The following is a 20,616-nucleotide window of genomic DNA, read 5'->3' as shown; positions in this document are numbered from 1 at the left end:
TACGTAATTTTAACATTATAATAGATGATATGATAAAAATTAGATTCTCATTTTGTTTAGTACCAGGCACTCATGCCGCCTTTTACATTAATGACATTTGAGTATCCTAGTTTTTTTAACAATTTACTGGCCTGTTTGCTTCTCATTCCGCTTTGACAAATGACGACTACTTCTTTTTCCTTGGACAGTTCTTTTGCTGCCTTTTGTCCAAGCTGCTGGAGCGGGATATTTTTGAACCCTCTTATGTGATTTCCTTTATATTCCCCAGGTGTACGGACATCGACAAATTGTTTGTTCTTGTCATTTAGAATGGTTTTTAATTCAGCAGTAGAAATATTGGTAATCCCTTTTACAGGCAAGAACCGCTTAACGATCAGAAAAATAAGTAAGGCAATAATAATATAATTTAGATATTGCATTTTGCAACCTCCTATACCGGTATGGGTATTGAAAAATATAAAATTAGATTCATCAAAGTTTAGAATTCATTCTTTACAGGATTTTCAGAAAAGAAGGCAGCTTAAACCGCTGCCTTTCCTTATACCCGGAGCAGCTTAAATTCTCCTTCTCCAAATAAAGATTTAACATAATCCAGTTTTGTTTGATTAAAATATACTTGGTCTCTTTCATTGACCAAAAATTGAATGCCGTCCTGTTCCGTGATTTCATCACTATCTAAAGCTGACTCTTCCAGAGTCAGACGAAGCTGCGGACCCCCTCAGCCAATTCCCATAGATAAGCGGATTAGCGGCTTTTTCCCTTCATCAATTACATCTTGAACCTCTTTGGTAATCGCTGTGATGGCAGCAGGCGTGACTTTTAGCATGATGTTTTTCCTCCATTTTCATTTAAGATAGAATCAGTTTTCCCGGTTCTGAAAAACGTATTTGATCTAGATTTTACCTATGGTTTATTCTACTCGGCCAGTCCAGGCAAGCATTCCACCATTCATGTTAGTGACATTATATCCATAGCTTTCAAGGAATTGGGCCGCTCGGAAGCTCCTCCCCCCTGAATGGCAAACAATGATATATTCCTTTGATTTGTCCAATTCTTGCATGCGAAATTCTAACAGTCCTAGTGGGATGTTCACTGCACCTGGAATTTTGCCTGTCGCTACTTCACTTACTTCACGAACATCGATGATATTTAATTGTTTATTTTGGTTCAGTAAGGCCTCAACTTCTTTTGCCGTGATTTGTTTCATTTAACATTTTCCCCTTTCCTTTTGATACCTCTATAGCATTTTTTACCCATATGAGTATACTGGATTGCTAAATAAAAAGGGTATTCACCCTTTTTATCGACTTCTAACCAATAAATTCACCGCTTCTTTTACTAAATCTTCCATATTTTGCTCTCCTTGATCGTTGGCTTTTTTTACACAATCAACCAAATTGGAGCTGACTATCACCCCAATGGCGCGATCAATCGCCGTTCTGGAGGCGGATAGCTGTGTAATGACTTCTTTACAATCTTTATTTTCTTCCATCATTTTTAAGATTCCTCTTAATTGTCCTTCAATCCGCTTGACGCGATTTTTTATTTGATCATTATATTCCATGATGCCCCTCCCTTCGATGGGACTTACTAATAAGCAAAATATTATACGTATGAGGGTATATTGTCAACATTTCTAAAGTGTTAATATTATTAATTTGCATTACTTCTATAAACTGCTGAATAGGTTTTCCAGCCACCGTCAACATTTTTCACCCGGAAGCCGTTGTTTTTTAGAATTCGGCTGGCCAAATAACCTCTTAGGCCAACTTGGCAGCTGACATAAATGGTCTCGTCTTTTGGCAGTTCTGATAACCGCTTCCGCAAATCATTTAATGAAATATTGATGGAACCCTTAATATAACCAGCTTCCCGTTCCTTAGGTTCGCGCACGTCAATTAACAGTCCGCCATTCGCAACAATTTGATCGACTTCATGCCATTGAATATGCTCCAATTCGCCATCCATGATATTTGTTGCCACATAGCCGGCCATATTTACCGGATCCTTTGCAGAAGAAAATGGAGGTGCGTACGATAATTCCAGGTTGGTTAAATCCTCCACTGTCAACCCGCCTTTAATCGCCGTGGCAATGACGTCCATCCGTTTATCGACCCCATCCGCTCCAACTGCTTGGGCACCATAGATTTTGCCCGTTTCCTTATCAAAAATCAGCTTTAAGGCAATTGGCGCCGCTCCAGGATAATAACCGGCATGGGAGCTTGGGTGAATATGGACCACTTCATAAGAAACACCTAAACGTTTTAATGTTTTTTCGTTATTCCCCGTAGTCGCAACGGCCAGATCAAACACTTTCGCAATCGAAGTACCCATCGTGCCTTGATACTTCTCGGCTTTACCCATGATATTATTGGCGGCAATCCGACCTTGACGGTTTGCCGGTCCGGCAAGCGGAATCATCACCTTTGTTTCGTTTATATAATCGACGACCTCGATGGCATCGCCTACAGCATAAATGTCAGCGTTTGAGGTTTGCAGGTATTCGTTAACAACAATTCCTCCCCGCTCTCCTAATTCAAGACCGGCATTTTTCGCTAATTCATTTTCCGGTCTGACGCCGATCGCAAGAATCGTTAACTCTGTTTCAATTTCTGTGCCATCTGTCAAAATCACTTTCTTTCCAGCATCGGAAAAGGCTTCAACGCCGTTTTCAAGAATTAACTTGACCCCTTTTTCTGTTAAATGAGTGTGCAAAATACTGGCCATTTCTAAATCAAGTGGAGCCATAATCTGATTGCCACGTTCGATTATGGTTACCTCAATTCCTCTAGCGGCAAGGTTTTCAGCCATTTCGATGCCAATGAATCCCCCGCCGATAATAACCGCCTGTTTCGGCTGGGCAGTATCGACATAATGTTTAATGTTATCAGTGTCTGGAATATTTCTCAAGGTGAATAAAGATTGATTCTCTTGTAACCCAGGAATAGGCGGAACAATCGGTCTGGCTCCGGGAGATAATAGTAATTTGTCGTATGTTTCTTCGTATATTTCACCTGTTTGTAAATTCTTAATTGAGACCGTTTTATTTTCCGGATGGATGCTTACCGCTTCACTTAATGTACGAATGTCCAAGTTGAAGCGGTCTGACATTCCTTTGACCGTTTGTACCAGCAATTTATTGCGTTCTTTAATGGTTTCACCAATGTAATAAGGCAGCCCGCAATTTGCGAAGGAAATATGCTCCCCGCGTTCAATTAGAATAATTTCAGTATCTTCACTTAATCTTCTTAACCGAGCAGCAGCGGTTGCACCGCCGGCCACCCCGCCAATAATAATAATTTTTTTGGTCATTTCAAAACCCTCCGTTTATTAAAAATACCCCATGGGGTTTATACCTATATGGGTATTATAACTCACAAAAAAATTTTGTAAAGAGTTTTTACTCACTATTCAATATTTCTTCAAAATCTGCAATTATAAAAAACACACAATGTTTCGAATTGAAAAATCGTGTGCTTCATGCAAATCATTTTAAGTAAAGTATTCCAATTTCGCCTTGGGGAAAAATTTCTCCATGTAGGAATAAAGATGACTTTTAATATCTTCTTCTTGTTCCTTTTGATAGACATACTTGCCAATCCCGTATTTGCCCCATTTATATCTTCGTGCCGCTTCATCCAATTCTAATTTAGTCATTGGGTAGTTCTTTTCAATAATCCGCTTGGCCGGTTTGGTAAATCGGTGTTGAATAAATTCAAAGGTGATATCATCCCTTGCATCCATTGGCAGCTCGGCATCGAGCCGCTCGAACAAATGATGGTAGCCTTCCTCCCAGCCTTCATGCAGGTAAATCGGTGCGATGATAAATCCAAGCGGATAACCGGCTCTCGCAACTTTTCCGGCTGCTTCAATTCGTTTGGCCAATGGTGAGGTCCCCGGCTCGAAATTTTTAATCACATAATCGGCATTCACACTAAAGCGGAACCGTGTTTTTCCATTATGTTTTGCATCAAGCAAATGATCGACATGATGAAATTTCGTCACAAACCGCAGTTTGCCCAGATCTCGTTGACCAAAATGTTCAATCGCCCGTTTTAATGTATGAGTTAAATGATCGATTCCAACAATATCCGATGTACAGGAAGCTTCAAATCTGGTAATTTCGGGAGCCCGTTCCTCCATGTACTGATCAGCCGCATCTAAAATCTCATCAACATTCACATAAGTGCGGATGTACGGCTTCGTTCCCATTGTCGTTTGTAAATAACAGTAATGACAATGCCCCATACAGCCGGTGGCAAACGGAATCGCGTATTCTGCTGAGGGCTTTGATGTATCAAACTTAAGAGTCTTGCGAATCCCCACAACAAGCGTTGATTTTGCGATTCGGTACCTTTGAAAATCGTTGTCACCCGGAAGGTTTCTGACTTGGTTATGGGAGGTTGTATAGCGGATCTCGATATTCATCTTTTCAAATTTTTCTTTTAGCTGTGCCCCAAGCGGGTATTCCAATGCTTTCGGTTCAAAGTAGACGAGATGAGGCGTAAATGGTTTGATCATGCTAGGACCTCCAGTTTAAAAATCTCCGAAATACTGCTTATAGGCTTGAATCGCTTCCGCTTCACTTCGATAAACCGCTATTTCATTCGTTAACGGATAATAGGTTTCATAAAGAAATAATGCCAATTGGTCGGGATTGTCGGGATGATTTACAACTGCCGCTGCTTGGACGTTGGCGACATCCTGTGTATGAGGATTTCGATAAAATACATAGACGAGATCTCCTGGATTATAGGCTTGATTATCCATAGTTACTTCCACATTGTTCACCTTCCTAGCGGATATTTAGAAAAATCAAATGCTGCAAAGAAAAAACGCCGCGGTGAGGCGTTCATTTATGACGTTGAATTAGGCTGGTTCGACATATTGCTTCCCCCCTCAGCAACTGGGTCCATTTCCCCATAGCCAGTTACATGGCCGGCATGCTCTTCGTGGTATTGCGAGCCTGAATTTTGTTGAGTAGCTGTCATTCCCTTATGGTTGCTGTGATTATTTTGCTTCATGAAACATCACCCCCTGTTACCATTAGAGTTTGTAATCGGTATGCAGTTATTCAGCTGTTCAAGCATGAAGTTATTCCAGTCTTGGCTATTTTTTCTGAGTTCTAGCACCATTTCAAAAAATGAATTTTGTCCAATATAGGTATTATCTTCAATTATTTGTCATTTCATAATGAAATCGTTGAACCCTGTTAACAAGAACAGAAGAAAAAACGCTCTTGCTTTTTTATTAGGAAATTTTTCATAAAAATCCGATTAAGACAATCCCATTTTTATTGGTTTTGCATTTACTATTTCTGAGAGGAGGAGTTGGTTAAATGATGAGCGAGAAAACATTCCATCAAGTTGCCGGTGAGCTTCTACATCATGAAGTCATTGTCATTACCAGACAAGGTAATTTTGAAGGAAAGCTTCTTAGTGTTGGGAACGATGTAATCGTCCTGGAATCACGCCAAATGGGAGGACGCCCTGTCAAACTATTCATTCGGATTGAAGAAGTAGTGGCAATTTATCGGGCAGAACGCAGACCTCCAATGGGTCCATTCGGGTTTATGCCGATGGGTGAGGAGTTTGGGGAATCCAGCGAAAAACACGAAATACACGAAAGTAATTAGAGCCGAAAAAAATAGCAGAAAAAACTGCATGTTTGTCTATACGCCCTTTCAAATCCAACATACGCTGTAGTAAACGTGTTGGAGGTGAAGGATATGAGTGGCGGCGGATATTCAGGCGGAGCAGGATTTGCTCTTATTGTTGTACTCTTTATTCTGCTGATCATCGTGGGCGCAAGCTTCATGGGCGGCTATGGTTTCTATTATTAAGAAATAACCATAAGGTGTTTATTGAAAACAGTCATGGATAAAAACATGACTGTTTTCTCTTTTCCTCCTTTTTTGATGTGGTACACTTGTTTTATCATTTGATGCAAGGAGGTCTAAAATGAAACGAATCAATAGCCGAGCATGGCTGCAAAACCACACAAATCCATTCATTCAGAAACTCATTTCCTTAGAAGAAGTCATTTGGTTTAATCCCAAGCTTGAAGCGTTCCAAGCTGGTATCGAAAAATGTCCGCTTTCCTTCAGCGATGTGCTGGAAGCCGAGAAAAGATTAAGCCGCTTTGCCCCTTATCTCGCAAAGGTGTTTCCGGAAACACAGACGACAAATGGGATCATCGAATCTCCTCTGGTAAAAATACCGCAGATGCAGGCAAAACTGGAAGATGATTACGGGCAGCAGATTTTTGGGGATTTATATTTGAAATGTGATAGTCACTTGCCTATCTCAGGATCGATTAAAGCTAGAGGCGGGATTTATGAAGTGCTTAAGATTGCCGAGGATTTGGCCATAAGTAAGGGGATGTTATCCATAGAGGATGATTACTCCATCTTGGCTAGCGACAAGTTCCGCTCCTTCTTCTCGAAATATTCCATCGCCGTCGGTTCCACCGGTAATTTAGGCCTAAGCATTGGCATCATGAGTGCCAAATTAGGTTTTTCCGTCACTGTCCATATGTCGGCAGATGCCAAGCAATGGAAGAAAGACCTTTTACGTAGTAAAAACGTTAAGGTGATCGAATATGCCGCAGATTATAGTAAAGCTGTCGAGGAAGGAAGGCGGTTGGCCGAAGCTGATCCAACATGCCATTTTATTGATGATGAAAATTCCCGTGACTTATTTTTAGGCTATGCGGTAGCCGCCCTCCGCTTACAAAAACAACTGGAGCTTGCGGGAATCACTGTTGATGAGAATCATCCTTTATTTGTCTATTTACCATGCGGAGTGGGCGGCGGTCCCGGCGGCGTCGCCTTTGGGCTAAAGCTTATATTTCAGGACCATGTTCACTGTTTCTTTGCCGAACCCACCCACTCCCCTTGCATGCTACTTGGACTTATCAGTGGACTTCATGACAAAATTGCCGTTCAGGATATCGGGATTGATAACCAAACAGCCGCAGATGGCCTTGCGGTTGGAAGACCTTCAGGATTTGTCGGCAGGGTAATTGAACCCTTCTTAAGCGGCAGCTATACGATCAGTGACCAACAGATGCTCAAGCTGCTAAAAGATCTCGCCGATACTGAGGGGATTTATTTGGAACCGTCCGCCCTTGCCGGAATGATTGGACCGGTAAAACTAGCGGCAGAAGGGCAGCATTATCTTGAAAACCACGATTTATCGACTAAAATCAATCAGGCCGCCCATATTGTCTGGGGCACCGGCGGCAGCATGGTCCCGAAACAAGAGATGGAACAATATTACCGCAAAGGATCAAATGAAAAAGGACAGAGCGATTGAAACGGCTCCGTCCTTTTTAGACTGTTTTGGAATCTAAGCTCATCCTTTTCTCCAACTGCTTTAACAGGAAGGAAAACAGCATCACAAGTGCTAAGTAATAAATACCGACAACGATATAGGATTCCAGCTGGCGGAAATTAGAGGCGGCTTCGCTTAAACCTGATCCCCAAAGCTCCGCCATCCCGACATAAGCTACTAAAGATGAATCCTTAAGTCCGATGATAAATTGATTGCCAAGAGGTGGGATCGAGAATTTAAAAGCCTGTGGCAAAATGATCTTGTGCATGGCCAGCGAATAACTCATCCCCAGCGAACGAGCTGCTTCCATTTGTCCTTTGTCAATCGATTGAATCGCTCCACGGAAGATTTCAGCAATATAGGCACCATTATGCACAGCCAGTGCCAAAGCTCCAGCCCAAAACTGTGAAAATGTCACAATCGAGGCCATTCCGAAATATAGGATGGCAATTTGCACGATTAACGGGGTACCGCGGATCAGACCAATGTAGATTGTTGCAAGATAGTTTAACAGCTTACTGCTGGAAATTCTAAAAAACGCGAAAATAAGTCCAATTATGCAGCCTAGGATTAACGATGTGACCGTTAATTGCAAGGTCAACAAAGCAGCGCGGGGGAACACATCTAACGTGTTAAGAAAAATATCAAAGATTATCATCACCTTCTTTTGAATCAAAGGGTGCCTGTCCGCTGGAAGCAACACCCTTTGAAACTCTTACTCTCCTAAAATATTACGGCCGAACCACTTTTTACTGATGTCTTCATAGGTTCCGTCTTTTATAATTTCCGCAAGTGCTTTATTCAACTTATCCAACAACTCTTGATCTTCTTTACGGACGGCAATCCCTTGGTCATCCTGGGTCATGGTTTCACCGACATCTTTAATCTTGATGGCACCTTCCTTTATAATCGGCAGTCCAACCATTTGGTCGGTGATCACCGCATCGAGTCTTCCTGTCGGCAAATCCATTAATGCGGTAATATCGCTGTCATATTCAACAATCTTCTTTTTTTCGGTATATTTTAAGGCCAGTTCCTTATATGTGCTTGCCTTCACGACACCGATTTTCTTACCTTTTAAATCTGCTGGTCCGGAAATGTCTTGGTTGTTTTCAGCAACAAATACCTGTGCACCAGAGCGGTAATATGGATCGGTGAAATTAACCGACTTGAGCCGCTCCTCGGTAATCGTCATACTGCCTATAATCGCATCATATTTTTTCGCCTGTAAGCCCTGGATTAAAGTTTCCCAAGGATTGGTAACGGCAACCGGCTTCATTCCCATTTTTTTCGCCAGCGCTTCGCCAATTTCGACATCGAATCCCAGTAATTTTCCATCCTCTTTGAAATTAAACGGTTTGTATAAGCCGCTCATCGCGTAATAAAATTCCTTTTGCTCCCTCCCTTTTCCTGAATCCTTTTCCTTCGCCTTATCCTGTCCACAGGCACTAACCACCAGGATCACCATCAGCACGATTAGGAATAATCCTGACTTCCATAATTTTTTCAAACTACCACTCCCTTGTCATCTCCACCTACTAAATCGTATTAAACAAAATTCTGTTTTATTCGCATCTTTGATTAGGTTCCCGATTAAAGCCCGGTATTTTACCGTTTCCTGGACAGCAAAAAGGCACATGCTGTAGAGCTTGTGCCTTAATGCCCGGACAAAAATTGTTTGCCCATTTTATTTGTTTTTCACATATACGGCTTTCGATTTACTTGGAACACGAAGTGAGAATAATTCAAACGTAAATCCATAGATAAAGGCTACCAGAAACATCGAGCCAACCATGTCAAAAATCACATGCTGCTTGACAAATAGCGTCGAAACAATAATCAGACCGCCGCCGATATGAAGCAGAATATGGTTGATCACATGCTTATTTTTAATATGCAGCGAGGCCAGCATGATTGAAAAAGTCGTTTGAACATGAATGCTCGGGAAGCAATTGTACGGCTGGTCAATGGTGTAAATCCATTTCACCAGAATTGTCAGAAAATCATTTCCTTCAACAGAAGGTCTTGGCACCGTCGTCTGAAAGAAGAAATAAATGACGAAGCAAGCCAGTTCCCCAAGACTCAGCAATAATAATGTTTTCAAATAGACCTTGGTATCCTTAAAGCAAAAATAGACTAAAAAACCAGCAAGATAGGCATACCAAAGGATATATGGAATGATAAAAATTGGCATATACGGGATCATTTTATCAATTGGTGTGATTAAATCCGTTGCATTTTGCGCATTGGCATTTAATAATCGATATACTAATCCAAGTAATGGTATGACTGACATCAACAACAAATAGGGGGCCTTTTTTAAAAAAAACTTCAAACTCTCCCCTCCCCAATATAAAATCAATATAATATTACTAGCTTACCCGAATTTTGTCGAACATTATTATATTCCAATTTTCGCTTTCTCTATCTCGCTTATAATGTTTCTGATAAGCTCGTTAACGGTTTGTCCCTTTGCTAATCTTGGACTCTGCCCCGACCAAAGCGAGATATATTCGCGATTTTCGCTAGCTGCCGCGGCTTTTCTAATCGCTTTTGTTAAGTCATTTTGCAGCGGATAATCGGGCAGCTCCGCTTCGACATGCTGAAGTTTTTCAATAAAACGATTATTTATCCCCTGCGCCATTTTTCCAGAGAATGCCTTAGTGAGAACCACTTGGTCCTCTGCCGCTTCAAGGATCGCATTCTTATGGAGCGGATTGGCCCCGCTTTCTTTACAAACTAGAAATGCTGTTCCCATTTGGACGCCTTGGGCCCCTAAGCATTGCGCCGCCAGCAAACCTCTGGCATCCATGATTCCACCTGCGGCAATAATCGGAATCGAAATTTGGTCGGCCGTCTGCGGTATCAAAGACATCAGTCCTATCAAACTATGACGCGCGTCCCCGGCAAAAGTTCCCCGATGCCCGCCAGCTTCCGAACCTTGAACAACCACAGCATCCATGCCGGCTTCTTGATTTAAAATGGCTTCCTGAACAGTGGTCGCCGTTCCCATTATAATAGACGCATTTTCCTTTAATTTGGTTCTAATTTTTTTCGAAGGAATTCCAAAAGTAAAGGAACAAACCGGAATATGTTCCTCGAGCATGATCTCAACCATTTCTTGAAATGTTTCGACATCCTGTAAGTAATTTGAAAGATCCGGGGCATGATCCTCAATTCCTAATTCCTGTTCCATCGGCCGAAGATAGGCTTTTGACTGATTGATCTTTTGTTCGTCGACCGAATACTCACTCGGGACAAATAGATTCACGCCAAATTTTCGCTTCGTTAACCCTCTCACATGATGAATTTCTGCCCTTAATTGTTCCGGACTTAAATAACCCGCCCCAATCATTCCAAGCCCGCCGGCATTGGAAACTGCCGCCACTAATTCAGCAGAGGTTACACCCCCTGCCATTGGCGCCTGAATAATCGGATAATCTATTTTCAATAGCTTCGTTAATTCGTTGCTTAACATATTTTCAACCTCCCTACCTGTATTAAATTCTATGTTTGATTGAATTCCCCTTTATTTTGACAACAATTTTCCATAAATATGATACAGGGGGTAGATAGACAAGCTCTAACAGCCACATGATTGGGAAAAATAACATCAGAGGGTAGAATAGATCTACTAGCCCTCTGAAAACGAAAATATGATGTAGAAGTCAGATAGCTTTGGCCGATTAGCCCTCTGACTGGAAAAAATGACATCAGAGGGTGATCAAGCAGATGGCTGTTAGATTTGTGCTTGTTGGCGGACAAATCCAAGATACCTTGTGCCTTGAAATTGAAGTTCACCCGCATCCCCTTCTGCCAGCTGCCCATATTCACGGCCATTGACGGTGAACTCCATTCGGTCACCGCTTTCGACCTGAAAGGTGACATAATACCAGGTGCTGGAATGGTGGTCGGGGCCGCCGCTAACGTTTGTCCGTTTCGAAACAACCACCGCCGCCACATTCAATCTTGGCTGTTGATTATTATAACTCCATTCTTTTATCCCGCGAAAAATAACAAAAAGTATAATTCCCGCTACAAGAATAAAAAATATCGGAAAAATCGTTCCCATCATGGAAAACATGTCAAATCCTTGATCAAAATCCATTAACTGCCCCCCTAATCTTAATCTATTAAACTCTTTCAAATAATCATACGATATTTTTTACATTTTGTTTCAATCTATTTCCTTTGAAAATGAAAAAGACGAGATAAAAAGCGATTTAAAGCCTAAAAAACAGCAGCCATTCACAATAGGCTGCCGCTTTTTATTAGGCCTTTTGGTAATTCAAATCCCAAATCACGCCAAACGGATCCTTCACTTTGGCATATTTGGCTCCCCAAAAGGTATCCTGTAATTCCATATGAACAGTACCTTTTTCAGATAATGCGTTGTAAATAGCTTGAATTTCCTCCTCGCTTTCAAAATCCAGCACTAATGAAATATTACTGCCGATCACCACGGATGAGCCGGGGAAGCAATCCGAAACCATGAAAAATAAATCATCCTTTTTAAACCGGCCATGAATCAATCGGTCTTTGGCTTCCGGCGGTGTTTGATAGCCCGCTTCCGCAAACGTCCTTAAATCCGATTGTTCCCCGCCAAATACTTGTTGATAAAAATCCAGCGCTTCTTTGGCATTTCCGTCAAACATCAAATAGGGTGTTGCTTGTCCTTTCATATAAAAAGCTCCTTTCATTTTCAAAATATATTATTTACCAATCTATCCTTAATAAAACCAATCATTTAGCAAAAAAGAACCTTTGAACAAGTTCAAAGGTTAATTGGGATCCTGCATATACGCCAAAATCCCACTTTAGGAGGTCTAAATTCAGAAGAATTTAAACAGTCCTTATTTTATCAGTTTTAGAAAAATATTTCAATAGATTAAAGCAGTAAAGAAAAAGGTTCCTTCAAACCATCCTCTTCTTAGATTGTCATTTCCTTATTATGAAGATCTAACACTTCTATTTTAACGGTACCACCAAGATACTCTGACACTAAATCCGTCAATGTTTTAAGCGCCATATGAAATTCATCACTTCTGGTTTCATCTACTAATTCGATACAGAGGAAGGCATTTTTCGTATTTTCTGTCAGCATCGTCCTCTGAGCTTCCCGCCAATTCCAGCATCTGCAAATCGCACCGGCATCATCTTTATAAACAATTTCACCCTCATATGGTGAAGCATTTTCATCACTTCCCAATGGGAGAAATGGTTCGTTGCCATTTGCCTGTGTTAGCCGAATATCGCCAACAAAGGTGTCGATATCCTCTCCACCACAGGGAAGCCCGTAGCGTAAGGAAATGGAATTATAGATATCAACAAGCGGGTTGATTGTTCCGATATGATTGCCATTTTTTACTCTTTTTAATAAGGCTTCAATCGAGCACCTTGCCCCTTTCTTTGTCTTGAATTTCTTAAAAGCCTCCCGCCAGACGGAAATGACCGGATTACTACTGAATTCCTCAAGACCGAGAAACTTATGCGATTCCTTTTCTGCTTCCTGTAGCAGCTTCTCGTAGGTTTCAACGTCCCTAATGGAATTATCAATCCCTTGGCAAACAACGATCCCTATTTTTGCTTGAGGGAACAACGTCCAAAAATCTTCTTCAATAATAAATTTAGGCATAAAATATCTCTCCATTTCTATCTTGGTAGCATTTTTTAAATATATCCGCAGTTTTTTAATTTATCTGCAGTTTTCCTGATATATCTGCAATTTTTCAATTATATCTGCAGTTTTTCCTATTTTTCAAACAACTCTTTCCGTTTCTCGCGCATCCACTTGGCAACCTGAATTTCATCTTGATCCTTTGATTTTTCAAGCTCTGTCACAATCGATTTGTAATCAATATCATGACGATTTTGGCTCATTTTAGCTGCTGCTTGAATAGATGTCATTTCAATTTCAAAGCCAACTATTCCTTTCAGTTCACGCTTAAGCAGCTCAGGATCAAATGTATCCCAGAGCCGGCCATTTTCGCGGTCGGACTCATAATGTGCAAGCATTGTAGCCAAAGCCGATTTCAGTTCATCTTCCGTAATGATACGTGCTGTTCCATAGGCATGTACAGCTAGATAGTCCCAAGTAGGAACCTCTTCGACCTGATACCAACTTGATGAAATATAAGCGTGCGGCCCTTGAAAAATTAGTAACACATCGCTATGATTGTCTAAAGTTCTTTTCTGCTTGTTACCATAGGCAATGTGCCCAGTCCCATAGATTTTCCCTTCTGCTTCGCGAATTTCCACAGGAATATGCGTTGCCAGGGGACGTTGTTGTTCGTCGACCGTCACTAATAAGGCAAACGGGTTAGACTTCATAAATTGAACGGCCTCATCATGATCCATTCGATATTGCTTAGGAATGTACACAAAAATCCTCCTTTCGACCAGTTATTGAATATTCTAATAAAAAAATAATATTATACAAACTGACATAAAAAAAGGTACAATAATAAACAAATATACATGTCAGAAGGAATGCAGATGAATAATACCATTTTTACTTTTACAGATGACTCTCCAAAATACAAACAAATCTACGAGAAATTTAAAACATATATTGAACAGGGAACTATTTTAGCGAATGAACAATTACCCTCCATTCGGCAGCTTGCCGATTCCTTACATGTAAGCCGCAATACAACGTTATTGGCCTATGAACAACTGGTTGCTGAAGGGTATATTCGTGGTGAGGGCCGAAAAGGCTACTTTGCAAATGAGTTGGAACCGCTAATAGTTCAGAAGGACAGCATCTCCGAAAACAAAAAACAAACAGGGTCCAAGAAATCTCCGGTCGTTACTTTCAGGGCTGATGCCGTTGATCAAACGCATTTCCCGCTGAAAATTTGGCGGAGAGTGGCCAATCAAGTACTAACCTTACAGGATAGCTTTCGGTACGGAGAACCATTTGGGGAGGAAGCCTTGCGCGAGCAAATTTCCACATACTTACTTCAATCACGCGGCGTGAAAACAAATCCTGATGCCATCATAATCGGGAGTAGCACCCAGCAAATGCTTGTATACCTAGGGCATATACTTAAGGAGGAATTCCAGAGCATTATCGTGGAAGACCCTGGTTACGACGGTGCCAGGGAAGCTTTTCTGTTCCACCAATTTAGGTTAGAAGCGTTGCCGGTTTATGAAACAGGTGCTGATCTTTCACATTTAGACGTAATGAAATCTCGGTTGATCTATGTTACCCCTTCCCACCAAAGTCCACTTGGCGTAAGCATGTCGATACAACAGCGGCAAATGCTGATTCATTGGGTAAACAAGGTACAGGGATATATTATCGAAGACGATTATGATAGTGAATTCCGCTATACTCAAAAACCATTCCCTGCCCTGGCCTCGATTGATTCAGCGAGAGTCATTTATTTAGGGAATTTTTCAAAATCATTCCTTCCAGGAATCCGTTTAGCTTATATGGTCCTGCCAGAGCCAGTTTTGAATCAATATAAAAACTATTTTTCTCAGTTTGAGAGTCCCGCATCGCTTTTCAGCCAACTCACAATGGCAAAATTTATGGAATTGGGAGAATGGAACCGCCATGTGAAACGAATGCGGCTTGTTTATAAACGAAAAATGCAACACCTGGTATCTGAACTAAGAAAACAATTCGGCGATAATATTTCTATTATTGGCGAGCAGTCAGGTTTATACTTATTAATCAAATTACAGCTGAACCATTCCGAAGAATGGTTCATCGAACGCGCTGCTTCATTTGGTGTAAAAGTGTGTCCCACCTCGCTGTATTTTGTTAACAATAAAGCCGATGACCCAATCATTAAACTTGGATTTAGTCATCTTTCTTGTGATGAGATTGGACGTGGGGTCGAGCTCTTAAAAAGGGCTTGGATTGAGCAGTGAAACAGGGATCAGAAACAGCTCCGGTTCCATCTTTTCGTGGTGGAACCGGTTTTTTCATGGTTGTAACTCTCCAAAAAAAATCCGCCAATTAGAAAGAATTAGCGGATTGAGCTATTTTCAATTGTTATTTTTCCTTGGTTGCAGCTATTTCAGCAGCTGACTTTTTCTTATTTATATTATGAACAATAAAGGTTGCCACAAAAGCAAGAACCAGAATACCAAAAAAGACGAAGTGGTGCAATTCAAATCCGAGAACACTGGCAAACATCTTTGCTGCAATAATAGCGATTAAAATGAATGCCGTATTTTCCAGTTCCGGAATTCGATCAATTAACACCAAGAAAAACTTGGCCACCGTCCGCATCATCAAGATTCCCAGCATTCCGCCAATCAAAAGCACCCAAACTTTTTCGGAAACGGCGAAGGCAGCTAAAATACTGTCCGCTGAGAAAGCAATGTCCATCAGTTCAACAGAAATAACCGTTCCCCAGAAGACGCCAAAAGTACGGACAAGCCAGCCTTCCTTTTTCATTCCCTCCACTTCTTCTTCTTGTTCGCCCAACCAGAAATGCTTGATCACAAGCCAGGCCAGGTAAGCAGCGCCGAGAACCTTCACCCACCAGAACTTGATCAACAGCATTCCCAGCCCAATAAACACAAATCGGAAAAAATAGGCCCCAAATAACCCATATGTCAACGCTTTTTTTCGCTGTTTCGGCGGTAAATGCTTCACCATTACGGCCAGCACTAAAGCGTTATCTGCCGAAAGCAGCCCCTCAAGAATCACCAGTGTGCCTATGTAACCCCAGGAAACAGGATCGGTCAGAACTTCAACCCACATATCCCATTCAAAAAAAGAGGCGTAGGTTGCTAAGATTTCATTTATAATTTCCAATCAAATACTCCTTTCTTTACCAAACCGGCAGATGAAAATAAGCTAATGTAATATTTTTAAAATTCAATTATAGAGAACCATTCTCATTTTACCAAATGTTTATATAAAAGGTAAAATTATATCCAGTAGGAAAATGATATAATTTTCGACATATCCACTTTCAGGTAATTCGATGAGTTTTTTCAACAGGTCTGTTACAATAGGATGGAGGTGAATATGTATGTGTGGCCGGTTTACATTAACTGCTTCCATTGAGCAAATAATAGATCGCTTCGAAATCCAAGCGTTCCTGGATGCTAAAAATTTTTCTCCCAGTTATAACATTGCACCTTCTCAGATGGTTTTAGCTGTCATCAATGACGGAAAGTCAAACCGTATGGGATTTCTAAAATGGGGACTCATTCCCCCATGGGCAAAGGATCCTTCCATCGGCAACAAGTTGATTAACGCCCGGGCGGAAACGCTTGCTGAAAAACCAAGTTTTCGCAAGGCTTTCCAAAAGAAGCGATGTTTAATCATCGCTGATAGTTTTTACGAATGGAAGCGACATGGAGGTCAAACAAAAACACCAATGAGGATAAAGCTAAAGTCAAATGAGCTATTTGCAATGGCCGGTATTTGGGAACAATGGAAATCACCGGAGGGAAAATCTGTCTTCAGCTGCTCCGTCATAACGACTGCAGCTAATCCGCTGATGAAGGAAATACATGACCGGATGCCTGTTATTTTAAAACAAGAGGATGAAAAAACATGGTTGTCCCCTGACATTTCCGATATCAATTTTTTGCAGCAATTCCTGGTGCCATATGACGACGAACTGATGGAAGCTTATGAGGTATCTCCATTAGTCAATTCACCGAAAAACAATTCGATCGAGCTGATTCAAAAAATAGGTTGGAGCACATTTTAAAAAATTGGACAAGAGCACTACATTCACGTACAAGCTCTCACATAGATTAAAGTAACCCATTTAATTTTTCCTTCTTTTAAAGTGGCTTTTTGGCCACTTTTTTTTTGGTCGATAGGAAAAACTTTCCCATCAGGCATAAGTGTAACTACGCCTCTGTCTTCACTTTAAAGGCTCGTCAATCTATAAATATACGACCTGTTTCAGGCGAAGAGTTTCCTCGTTTCCCTGGTCTGTTGGAAGACTGCTCCGAATATACATAATAAAACATCGAGTTTCGAGGTCTTTTTTAAAAGAAAGGAGCCTTCTAGATGTTTTTTATTCCAACTAAACTGAACATTGGCGATGTTAAAGTGAATACTCCCGACAATCGCAGCACGATTAATTTTGGTTCAACAATGCAAGTAAACATCCATGTAGCGGGCAAGAAAAATCAGGCCTATGGCCAACAATTTGCTGATATTTCTTCTACTCTTATCCCGCTTGGCATAGTATTGGATGATGACATCATTGATTTGCCCTCGTTTAACAGTAAAAGGGTGTCAACAACGCATAGGAGTGGTGAATATTGAATATCGCACCAATGGCCTTTAATTTTTTAGGTTTTAAGGTAAATTCCTTGGATAATGGCGCGTTCCTGAATTTGGGGCCCAATCAATTTATCGATCAATTTGTTTCCTATAAGCGTAATCAAGGCGTTGGCGAACAGAACGGTGACATCTCTCCAGTGAACATTCCCATTTCATGGATCGGTGACACTGATGTAACTGATAGCAACACGGCGAAAAATAGCATAGTATAACGTGATAAAGGAGTGTATAGGTTGATCTTCGCACCAATGGTGGTAAACTTTGGTAACCTCAAAGTCAATGTTTTTGATCATGCCTCTCTATTAGTTATGGGACCAAATCAGTTAATGGACCAGTATGTTTCTTATAAACGAAATCAGGCCTATGGCGAACAAAATGGCGACTTCGTTCCCTACTTGATTCCGATCGGCTATATTTTTGATTCAGATGTTAGTGACAGCTGGACAGGAAAAAATAATTCTATCTTCTAAAATAGCTGGAAAAATTCCTCCAGCTATTTTTCGTCTCTGAAATCTCCTAATTTTATAAAAATTCGTTATAATAAAAAAGTAGTTTTCATATAGAGAGGAGATTTTTTAATGGATCAGCTTGTACTAGACTTTGTGAACATTCCGACCACATGCGTTTCGGATGCGACGGATGGATTAAATAACCTCCACCCTTCGATCAAACCGTTAAAGGAGGAATATAAGGTTGTGGGCAGGGCCTTCACGGTTAAAATTCCTGTCGGTGATAATCTTGCTGTTTTAAAAGCGATCCGTGAGGCAAAACCAGGAGATGTTTTAGTTGTCGATGCCAAGGGCGACGAATACCGCGCGATTGCTGGCGATTTCGTTGTCGGGATGATGCAGACAATGGGAATTGCTGGTCTTGTCGTGGATGGAGTGATTCGCGATATTGCCGGAATAAAGGCACTGAACTTCCCTGTTTTCAGCAAGGGAACAACAGTCGCTGCCAGCGGAAAGGCTGGTGTGGGCGAGGTGAACGTGCCAATATCCTGCGGCGGTATGGCTGTGAAGCCGGGTGACATCATCATTGGTGATGCCGATGGTGTCGTTGTTGTTCCACAGGAAATCGAACAGGCCGTCTTAGAAAAAGCCTTAGCCAAACTAAAAAAAGATCAAATCCGTGAAGAACAAATTTCCGGAAATCGTGAAGCGATCATTACACATTTGGACAAGCTTCTCTCCAAATAATGCCCAATCCCCCTTCTGCTCAGGGGGATTTTTTTTGTCGCATAAATTCCAACTGCGCCTCATGAATCGTCCATAAGGATGCACCAGTCGGCGAGTTTTCATTTATAGGATAAGAAAGCATAAATTTTCGACTTTGAGAATTGTCTAGCTCCACAAGGAAGGCTTCGACAGCATTTGCATCGCACGAAGGAAAAGCGATAGCTTTTTCAAGGAGGCCATACGCCGCTGGCCAAGGCGCTTGCGCTTTTCTAATTCGCAAACATACTTTCAGGAGGAATTTGGAAAGATAAGGCTTAACAATGAATCATAAGGGTAGGATGACGGTTGTGGGGATGTTTTTTAAAAAATGGCTCTATTATTTAATCAAACTTCGGAATATTATCTTTTTCCCGTTTGTCATCATCTACATATTGCTAGCTGGTTTGGGCATCTATCTTATCGAGCCGCAAACATTTCCTTCCTTTCTGACCGCGATTTACTGGGTATTCACAACGCTGGCAACCGTAGGCTTTGGCGATTACGCTCCTGTCACGGAAGCGGGGAAAGCCTACACGATTGTCCTGTACATCACCGGGATCGGCCTGCTTAGTGTATTTTTAGGGAGAGTTTTCAAATATGTTTATCTGATTGATAAATTAAAGGTTGGAGGAAAGATGAAATATACCGGGAAAGATCATATTATCCTAATCGGCTGGAGCACGAAATCGCAGTTAGCGATTCAGGAAATATTTAAATCAGATATAAAAACCGATATCGTGATAATCGACGATTTGGAAAAAGCACCCATGCTGGAGGAGCGGTTGTTCTATATTCGCGGCAATGCGACGGATGAAAAAACACTGCTGGATGCCAATTTACCAAAAGCAAAAGGGGTGATCATTTTTGCCGACCAAGCTACTCAGGATCAGTTTGCCGGAAAAGACCCGCTGCTTGTAGACGGAAAAACACTATTGATAGCCACGGCGATTACTTTAATTGAAAAAAAATTTAATAAAGATATCCATATTACCGCGGAGGTTATCAATCAGCAGCATATCCCCCTATTCGAACAAGTGAAGGTCGACGAGTTCATTCCAACACAGGAAATGATCTCTCATGCGGCCGTGCGCTCGTTATTTTCCCACGGTGTGACTCACATGTATACAGAATTAATGAGTACTCAGTACGGGGATTCGATGTATGAGATCGAGAAACAGGCAGAATGGCGGACATACCGCGATGCCTTTATCGATTTGCTTGACAAAGGTGCCACCTTAGTTGCCGACGGTGGCGATATGCACATCAATCAAAAATTGGATTATCTCATACCGGAAGATGCCCAATTATTTGTCATTTGTGATAAACAAACCTTTGAACAACTTAACCCTAAGGCAAAACAGTCATAATTAATTATGGAAGTTTTTTGGACTTCGGACGGTTACAGCCATCCTGCCTGACCGAATCTTTGCTGCCCACCCATTTGGGGCAGCTAGAACCCGGATAGTTGACCGAATGCCTTGCTGCCACCCATTTCGGGCAGTAACCGGCTCATCCTTTTTTTTGCTGTAAAATATCTTGAAACTGACAGATAATTTTTCTATAATAAAGAGTAATAAAGCTTCATTCGGGAAGTAGCTCAGCTTGGTAGAGCACCAGTATGGGGTACTGGGGGTCGCAGGTTCAAGTCCTGTCTTTCCGATTACTCAAAAGGGGCTGTCCAAAAAGTCATTGAAAAATGACTTTTGAGGACAGTCCTCATTATTTTTTTTCTAAAAAATTGCACAAAAAAATCGTCATTTCTTGTAAAATTGTAAGTAACCAAACCAACAATTTA

The 20,616-nt window shown here is 41.3% G+C and carries 26 protein-coding genes and 1 tRNA gene; 11 read left to right on the top strand and 16 right to left on the bottom strand.

The genetic code is table 11. From position 1 onward, the window contains the following. Positions 1 to 56 precede the first annotated feature (56 nt). The 7 genes from JK635_RS00150 to JK635_RS00120 form a co-directional block, all read right to left on the bottom strand. Positions 57 to 419 (bottom strand): rhodanese-like domain-containing protein, encoded by a 363-nt coding sequence (locus JK635_RS00150; protein ID WP_202651223.1) that lies wholly within the window; start codon positions 417 to 419, stop codon positions 57 to 59. A gap of 491 nt (positions 420 to 910) precedes the next feature. After that, on the bottom strand, positions 911 to 1,207 hold the full coding sequence (locus JK635_RS00145; RefSeq protein WP_202651221.1) for a rhodanese-like domain-containing protein: 297 nt from the start codon (positions 1,205 to 1,207) through the stop codon (positions 911 to 913). A gap of 93 nt (positions 1,208 to 1,300) precedes the next feature. Next, the gene (locus JK635_RS00140; protein WP_202651220.1) at positions 1,301 to 1,564 is read right to left on the bottom strand and encodes a metal-sensitive transcriptional regulator; all 264 of its coding nucleotides are present in this window, start codon (positions 1,562 to 1,564) and stop codon (positions 1,301 to 1,303) included. Positions 1,565 to 1,653: 89 nt separating this feature from the next. Continuing rightward, positions 1,654 to 3,312, bottom strand: a complete 1,659-nt coding sequence (locus tag JK635_RS00135) for a CoA-disulfide reductase (protein WP_202651218.1) — start codon at positions 3,310 to 3,312, stop codon at positions 1,654 to 1,656. Between the two features lie 180 nt (positions 3,313 to 3,492). Next, complete coding sequence (gene splB, locus JK635_RS00130) at positions 3,493 to 4,521, bottom strand: spore photoproduct lyase (RefSeq protein WP_202651216.1); 1,029 nt, start codon at positions 4,519 to 4,521, stop codon at positions 3,493 to 3,495. A 15-nt stretch (positions 4,522 to 4,536) separates the two neighbouring features. Then, positions 4,537 to 4,770, bottom strand: a complete 234-nt coding sequence (locus JK635_RS00125) for a transcriptional regulator SplA domain-containing protein (RefSeq protein ID WP_235887807.1) — start codon at positions 4,768 to 4,770, stop codon at positions 4,537 to 4,539. Between the two features lie 86 nt (positions 4,771 to 4,856). Beyond that, complete coding sequence (locus JK635_RS00120; RefSeq protein ID WP_202651212.1) at positions 4,857 to 5,024, bottom strand: hypothetical protein; 168 nt, start codon at positions 5,022 to 5,024, stop codon at positions 4,857 to 4,859. A gap of 314 nt (positions 5,025 to 5,338) precedes the next feature. On the opposite strand from JK635_RS00120, the gene JK635_RS00115 reads away from it, so the two are divergent. From JK635_RS00115 to dsdA, 3 genes are all read left to right on the top strand, one after another. Beyond that, on the top strand, positions 5,339 to 5,635 hold the full coding sequence (locus JK635_RS00115) for a DUF2642 domain-containing protein (RefSeq protein ID WP_202651211.1): 297 nt from the start codon (positions 5,339 to 5,341) through the stop codon (positions 5,633 to 5,635). Positions 5,636 to 5,728: 93 nt separating this feature from the next. Next, the gene (locus tag JK635_RS00110; protein WP_202651209.1) at positions 5,729 to 5,842 is read left to right on the top strand and encodes a YjcZ family sporulation protein; all 114 of its coding nucleotides are present in this window, start codon (positions 5,729 to 5,731) and stop codon (positions 5,840 to 5,842) included. Positions 5,843 to 5,960: 118 nt separating this feature from the next. Further along, on the top strand, positions 5,961 to 7,316 hold the full coding sequence (gene dsdA / locus JK635_RS00105) for a D-serine ammonia-lyase (RefSeq protein WP_202651201.1): 1,356 nt from the start codon (positions 5,961 to 5,963) through the stop codon (positions 7,314 to 7,316). A 16-nt stretch (positions 7,317 to 7,332) separates the two neighbouring features. Here the strand turns inward: dsdA and JK635_RS00100 are convergent, their stop codons facing one another. The 8 genes from JK635_RS00100 to JK635_RS00065 form a co-directional block, all read right to left on the bottom strand. Beyond that, the gene (locus JK635_RS00100; RefSeq protein ID WP_202651199.1) at positions 7,333 to 7,992 is read right to left on the bottom strand and encodes an amino acid ABC transporter permease; all 660 of its coding nucleotides are present in this window, start codon (positions 7,990 to 7,992) and stop codon (positions 7,333 to 7,335) included. 57 nt (positions 7,993 to 8,049) lie between these two features. Beyond that, complete coding sequence (locus tag JK635_RS00095) at positions 8,050 to 8,802, bottom strand: ABC transporter substrate-binding protein (protein ID WP_202651678.1); 753 nt, start codon at positions 8,800 to 8,802, stop codon at positions 8,050 to 8,052. A gap of 219 nt (positions 8,803 to 9,021) precedes the next feature. Beyond that, positions 9,022 to 9,630, bottom strand: a complete 609-nt coding sequence (locus tag JK635_RS00090; RefSeq protein ID WP_438803815.1) for a phosphatase PAP2 family protein — start codon at positions 9,628 to 9,630, stop codon at positions 9,022 to 9,024. A gap of 105 nt (positions 9,631 to 9,735) precedes the next feature. Next, positions 9,736 to 10,812: an NAD(P)H-dependent flavin oxidoreductase gene (locus tag JK635_RS00085; RefSeq protein ID WP_202651195.1), complete on the bottom strand. Its 1,077-nt coding sequence runs from the start codon at positions 10,810 to 10,812 to the stop codon at positions 9,736 to 9,738. Between the two features lie 261 nt (positions 10,813 to 11,073). After that, positions 11,074 to 11,442: a DUF2500 domain-containing protein gene (locus JK635_RS00080; protein WP_202651187.1), complete on the bottom strand. Its 369-nt coding sequence runs from the start codon at positions 11,440 to 11,442 to the stop codon at positions 11,074 to 11,076. Between the two features lie 163 nt (positions 11,443 to 11,605). Then, entirely contained in the window at positions 11,606 to 12,016 is a 411-nt protein-coding gene (locus JK635_RS00075) for a VOC family protein (RefSeq protein WP_202651186.1), read from the bottom strand. Positions 12,017 to 12,264: 248 nt separating this feature from the next. Next, complete coding sequence (locus tag JK635_RS00070; protein ID WP_202651184.1) at positions 12,265 to 12,969, bottom strand: B3/B4 domain-containing protein; 705 nt, start codon at positions 12,967 to 12,969, stop codon at positions 12,265 to 12,267. A gap of 116 nt (positions 12,970 to 13,085) precedes the next feature. Next, on the bottom strand, positions 13,086 to 13,715 hold the full coding sequence (locus JK635_RS00065; RefSeq protein ID WP_202651182.1) for an FMN-binding negative transcriptional regulator: 630 nt from the start codon (positions 13,713 to 13,715) through the stop codon (positions 13,086 to 13,088). Positions 13,716 to 13,829: 114 nt separating this feature from the next. Here JK635_RS00065 and pdxR point away from each other — a divergent pair, with 114 nt between their 5' ends. Beyond that, the gene (gene pdxR, locus JK635_RS00060; RefSeq protein WP_202651180.1) at positions 13,830 to 15,215 is read left to right on the top strand and encodes a MocR-like pyridoxine biosynthesis transcription factor PdxR; all 1,386 of its coding nucleotides are present in this window, start codon (positions 13,830 to 13,832) and stop codon (positions 15,213 to 15,215) included. Between the two features lie 124 nt (positions 15,216 to 15,339). On the opposite strand, the gene JK635_RS00055 is transcribed toward pdxR, so the two are convergent. Beyond that, positions 15,340 to 16,056: a TerC family protein gene (locus JK635_RS00055; RefSeq protein WP_374049151.1), complete on the bottom strand. Its 717-nt coding sequence runs from the start codon at positions 16,054 to 16,056 to the stop codon at positions 15,340 to 15,342. A 274-nt stretch (positions 16,057 to 16,330) separates the two neighbouring features. Between JK635_RS00055 and JK635_RS00050 the strand changes: the two genes are divergently transcribed. From JK635_RS00050 to JK635_RS00020, 7 genes are all read left to right on the top strand, one after another. Beyond that, positions 16,331 to 17,020, top strand: a complete 690-nt coding sequence (locus JK635_RS00050; RefSeq protein ID WP_202651177.1) for an SOS response-associated peptidase — start codon at positions 16,331 to 16,333, stop codon at positions 17,018 to 17,020. 308 nt (positions 17,021 to 17,328) lie between these two features. Beyond that, on the top strand, positions 17,329 to 17,589 hold the full coding sequence (locus JK635_RS00045) for a hypothetical protein (RefSeq protein WP_202651175.1): 261 nt from the start codon (positions 17,329 to 17,331) through the stop codon (positions 17,587 to 17,589). Positions 17,590 to 17,600: 11 nt separating this feature from the next. Next, positions 17,601 to 17,819: a hypothetical protein gene (locus tag JK635_RS00040; protein ID WP_202651676.1), complete on the top strand. Its 219-nt coding sequence runs from the start codon at positions 17,601 to 17,603 to the stop codon at positions 17,817 to 17,819. Between the two features lie 21 nt (positions 17,820 to 17,840). Beyond that, positions 17,841 to 18,077 carry a hypothetical protein gene (locus JK635_RS00035; RefSeq protein WP_202651173.1) on the top strand — a complete coding sequence of 79 codons (237 nt, stop codon included), beginning with the start codon at positions 17,841 to 17,843 and terminating at the stop codon, positions 18,075 to 18,077. A gap of 108 nt (positions 18,078 to 18,185) precedes the next feature. Further along, positions 18,186 to 18,803: an RraA family protein gene (locus JK635_RS00030; RefSeq protein WP_202651171.1), complete on the top strand. Its 618-nt coding sequence runs from the start codon at positions 18,186 to 18,188 to the stop codon at positions 18,801 to 18,803. Positions 18,804 to 19,102: 299 nt separating this feature from the next. After that, complete coding sequence (locus tag JK635_RS00025) at positions 19,103 to 20,188, top strand: potassium channel family protein (RefSeq protein ID WP_202651169.1); 1,086 nt, start codon at positions 19,103 to 19,105, stop codon at positions 20,186 to 20,188. A gap of 219 nt (positions 20,189 to 20,407) precedes the next feature. Further along, positions 20,408 to 20,481: transfer RNA gene (locus JK635_RS00020), tRNA-Pro, on the top strand. The last annotated feature ends 135 nt before the right edge of the window (positions 20,482 to 20,616 follow it).

This window comes from Neobacillus paridis, assembly GCF_016765675.1.
In the GTDB taxonomy this organism is placed as follows: domain Bacteria; phylum Bacillota; class Bacilli; order Bacillales; family Cytobacillaceae; genus Neobacillus; species Neobacillus paridis.
Note: the sequence above shows the minus strand (reverse complement) of the source record. Positions and strands in the feature narration are given on the sequence as shown.

Bases quoted from the DNA above. Each gene is read 5' to 3' on its own strand.
- JK635_RS00150 (WP_202651223.1), bottom strand. From the start codon at position 419: ATGCAATATCTAAATTATATTATTATTGCCTTACTTATTTTTCTGATC.
- JK635_RS00145 (WP_202651221.1), bottom strand. From the start codon at position 1,207: ATGAAACAAATCACGGCAAAAGAAGTTGAGGCCTTACTGAACCAAAAT.
- JK635_RS00140 (WP_202651220.1), bottom strand. From the start codon at position 1,564: ATGGAATATAATGATCAAATAAAAAATCGCGTCAAGCGGATTGAAGGA.
- JK635_RS00135 (WP_202651218.1), bottom strand. From the start codon at position 3,312: ATGACCAAAAAAATTATTATTATTGGCGGGGTGGCCGGCGGTGCAACC.
- splB (WP_202651216.1), bottom strand. From the start codon at position 4,521: ATGATCAAACCATTTACGCCTCATCTCGTCTACTTTGAACCGAAAGCA.
- JK635_RS00125 (WP_235887807.1), bottom strand. From the start codon at position 4,770: ATGGATAATCAAGCCTATAATCCAGGAGATCTCGTCTATGTATTTTAT.
- JK635_RS00120 (WP_202651212.1), bottom strand. From the start codon at position 5,024: ATGAAGCAAAATAATCACAGCAACCATAAGGGAATGACAGCTACTCAA.
- JK635_RS00115 (WP_202651211.1), top strand. From the start codon at position 5,339: ATGATGAGCGAGAAAACATTCCATCAAGTTGCCGGTGAGCTTCTACAT.
- JK635_RS00110 (WP_202651209.1), top strand. From the start codon at position 5,729: ATGAGTGGCGGCGGATATTCAGGCGGAGCAGGATTTGCTCTTATTGTT.
- dsdA (WP_202651201.1), top strand. From the start codon at position 5,961: ATGAAACGAATCAATAGCCGAGCATGGCTGCAAAACCACACAAATCCA.
- JK635_RS00100 (WP_202651199.1), bottom strand. From the start codon at position 7,992: ATGATAATCTTTGATATTTTTCTTAACACGTTAGATGTGTTCCCCCGC.
- JK635_RS00095 (WP_202651678.1), bottom strand. From the start codon at position 8,802: ATGGTGATCCTGGTGGTTAGTGCCTGTGGACAGGATAAGGCGAAGGAA.
- JK635_RS00090 (WP_438803815.1), bottom strand. From the start codon at position 9,630: ATGTCAGTCATACCATTACTTGGATTAGTATATCGATTATTAAATGCC.
- JK635_RS00085 (WP_202651195.1), bottom strand. From the start codon at position 10,812: ATGTTAAGCAACGAATTAACGAAGCTATTGAAAATAGATTATCCGATT.
- JK635_RS00080 (WP_202651187.1), bottom strand. From the start codon at position 11,442: ATGGATTTTGATCAAGGATTTGACATGTTTTCCATGATGGGAACGATT.
- JK635_RS00075 (WP_202651186.1), bottom strand. From the start codon at position 12,016: ATGAAAGGACAAGCAACACCCTATTTGATGTTTGACGGAAATGCCAAA.
- JK635_RS00070 (WP_202651184.1), bottom strand. From the start codon at position 12,969: ATGCCTAAATTTATTATTGAAGAAGATTTTTGGACGTTGTTCCCTCAA.
- pdxR (WP_202651180.1), top strand. From the start codon at position 13,830: ATGAATAATACCATTTTTACTTTTACAGATGACTCTCCAAAATACAAA.
- JK635_RS00055 (WP_374049151.1), bottom strand. From the start codon at position 16,056: ATGTGGGTTGAAGTTCTGACCGATCCTGTTTCCTGGGGTTACATAGGC.
- JK635_RS00050 (WP_202651177.1), top strand. From the start codon at position 16,331: ATGTGTGGCCGGTTTACATTAACTGCTTCCATTGAGCAAATAATAGAT.
- JK635_RS00045 (WP_202651175.1), top strand. From the start codon at position 17,329: ATGTTTTTTATTCCAACTAAACTGAACATTGGCGATGTTAAAGTGAAT.
- JK635_RS00040 (WP_202651676.1), top strand. From the start codon at position 17,601: ATGGCCTTTAATTTTTTAGGTTTTAAGGTAAATTCCTTGGATAATGGC.
- JK635_RS00030 (WP_202651171.1), top strand. From the start codon at position 18,186: ATGGATCAGCTTGTACTAGACTTTGTGAACATTCCGACCACATGCGTT.
- JK635_RS00025 (WP_202651169.1), top strand. From the start codon at position 19,103: ATGAATCATAAGGGTAGGATGACGGTTGTGGGGATGTTTTTTAAAAAA.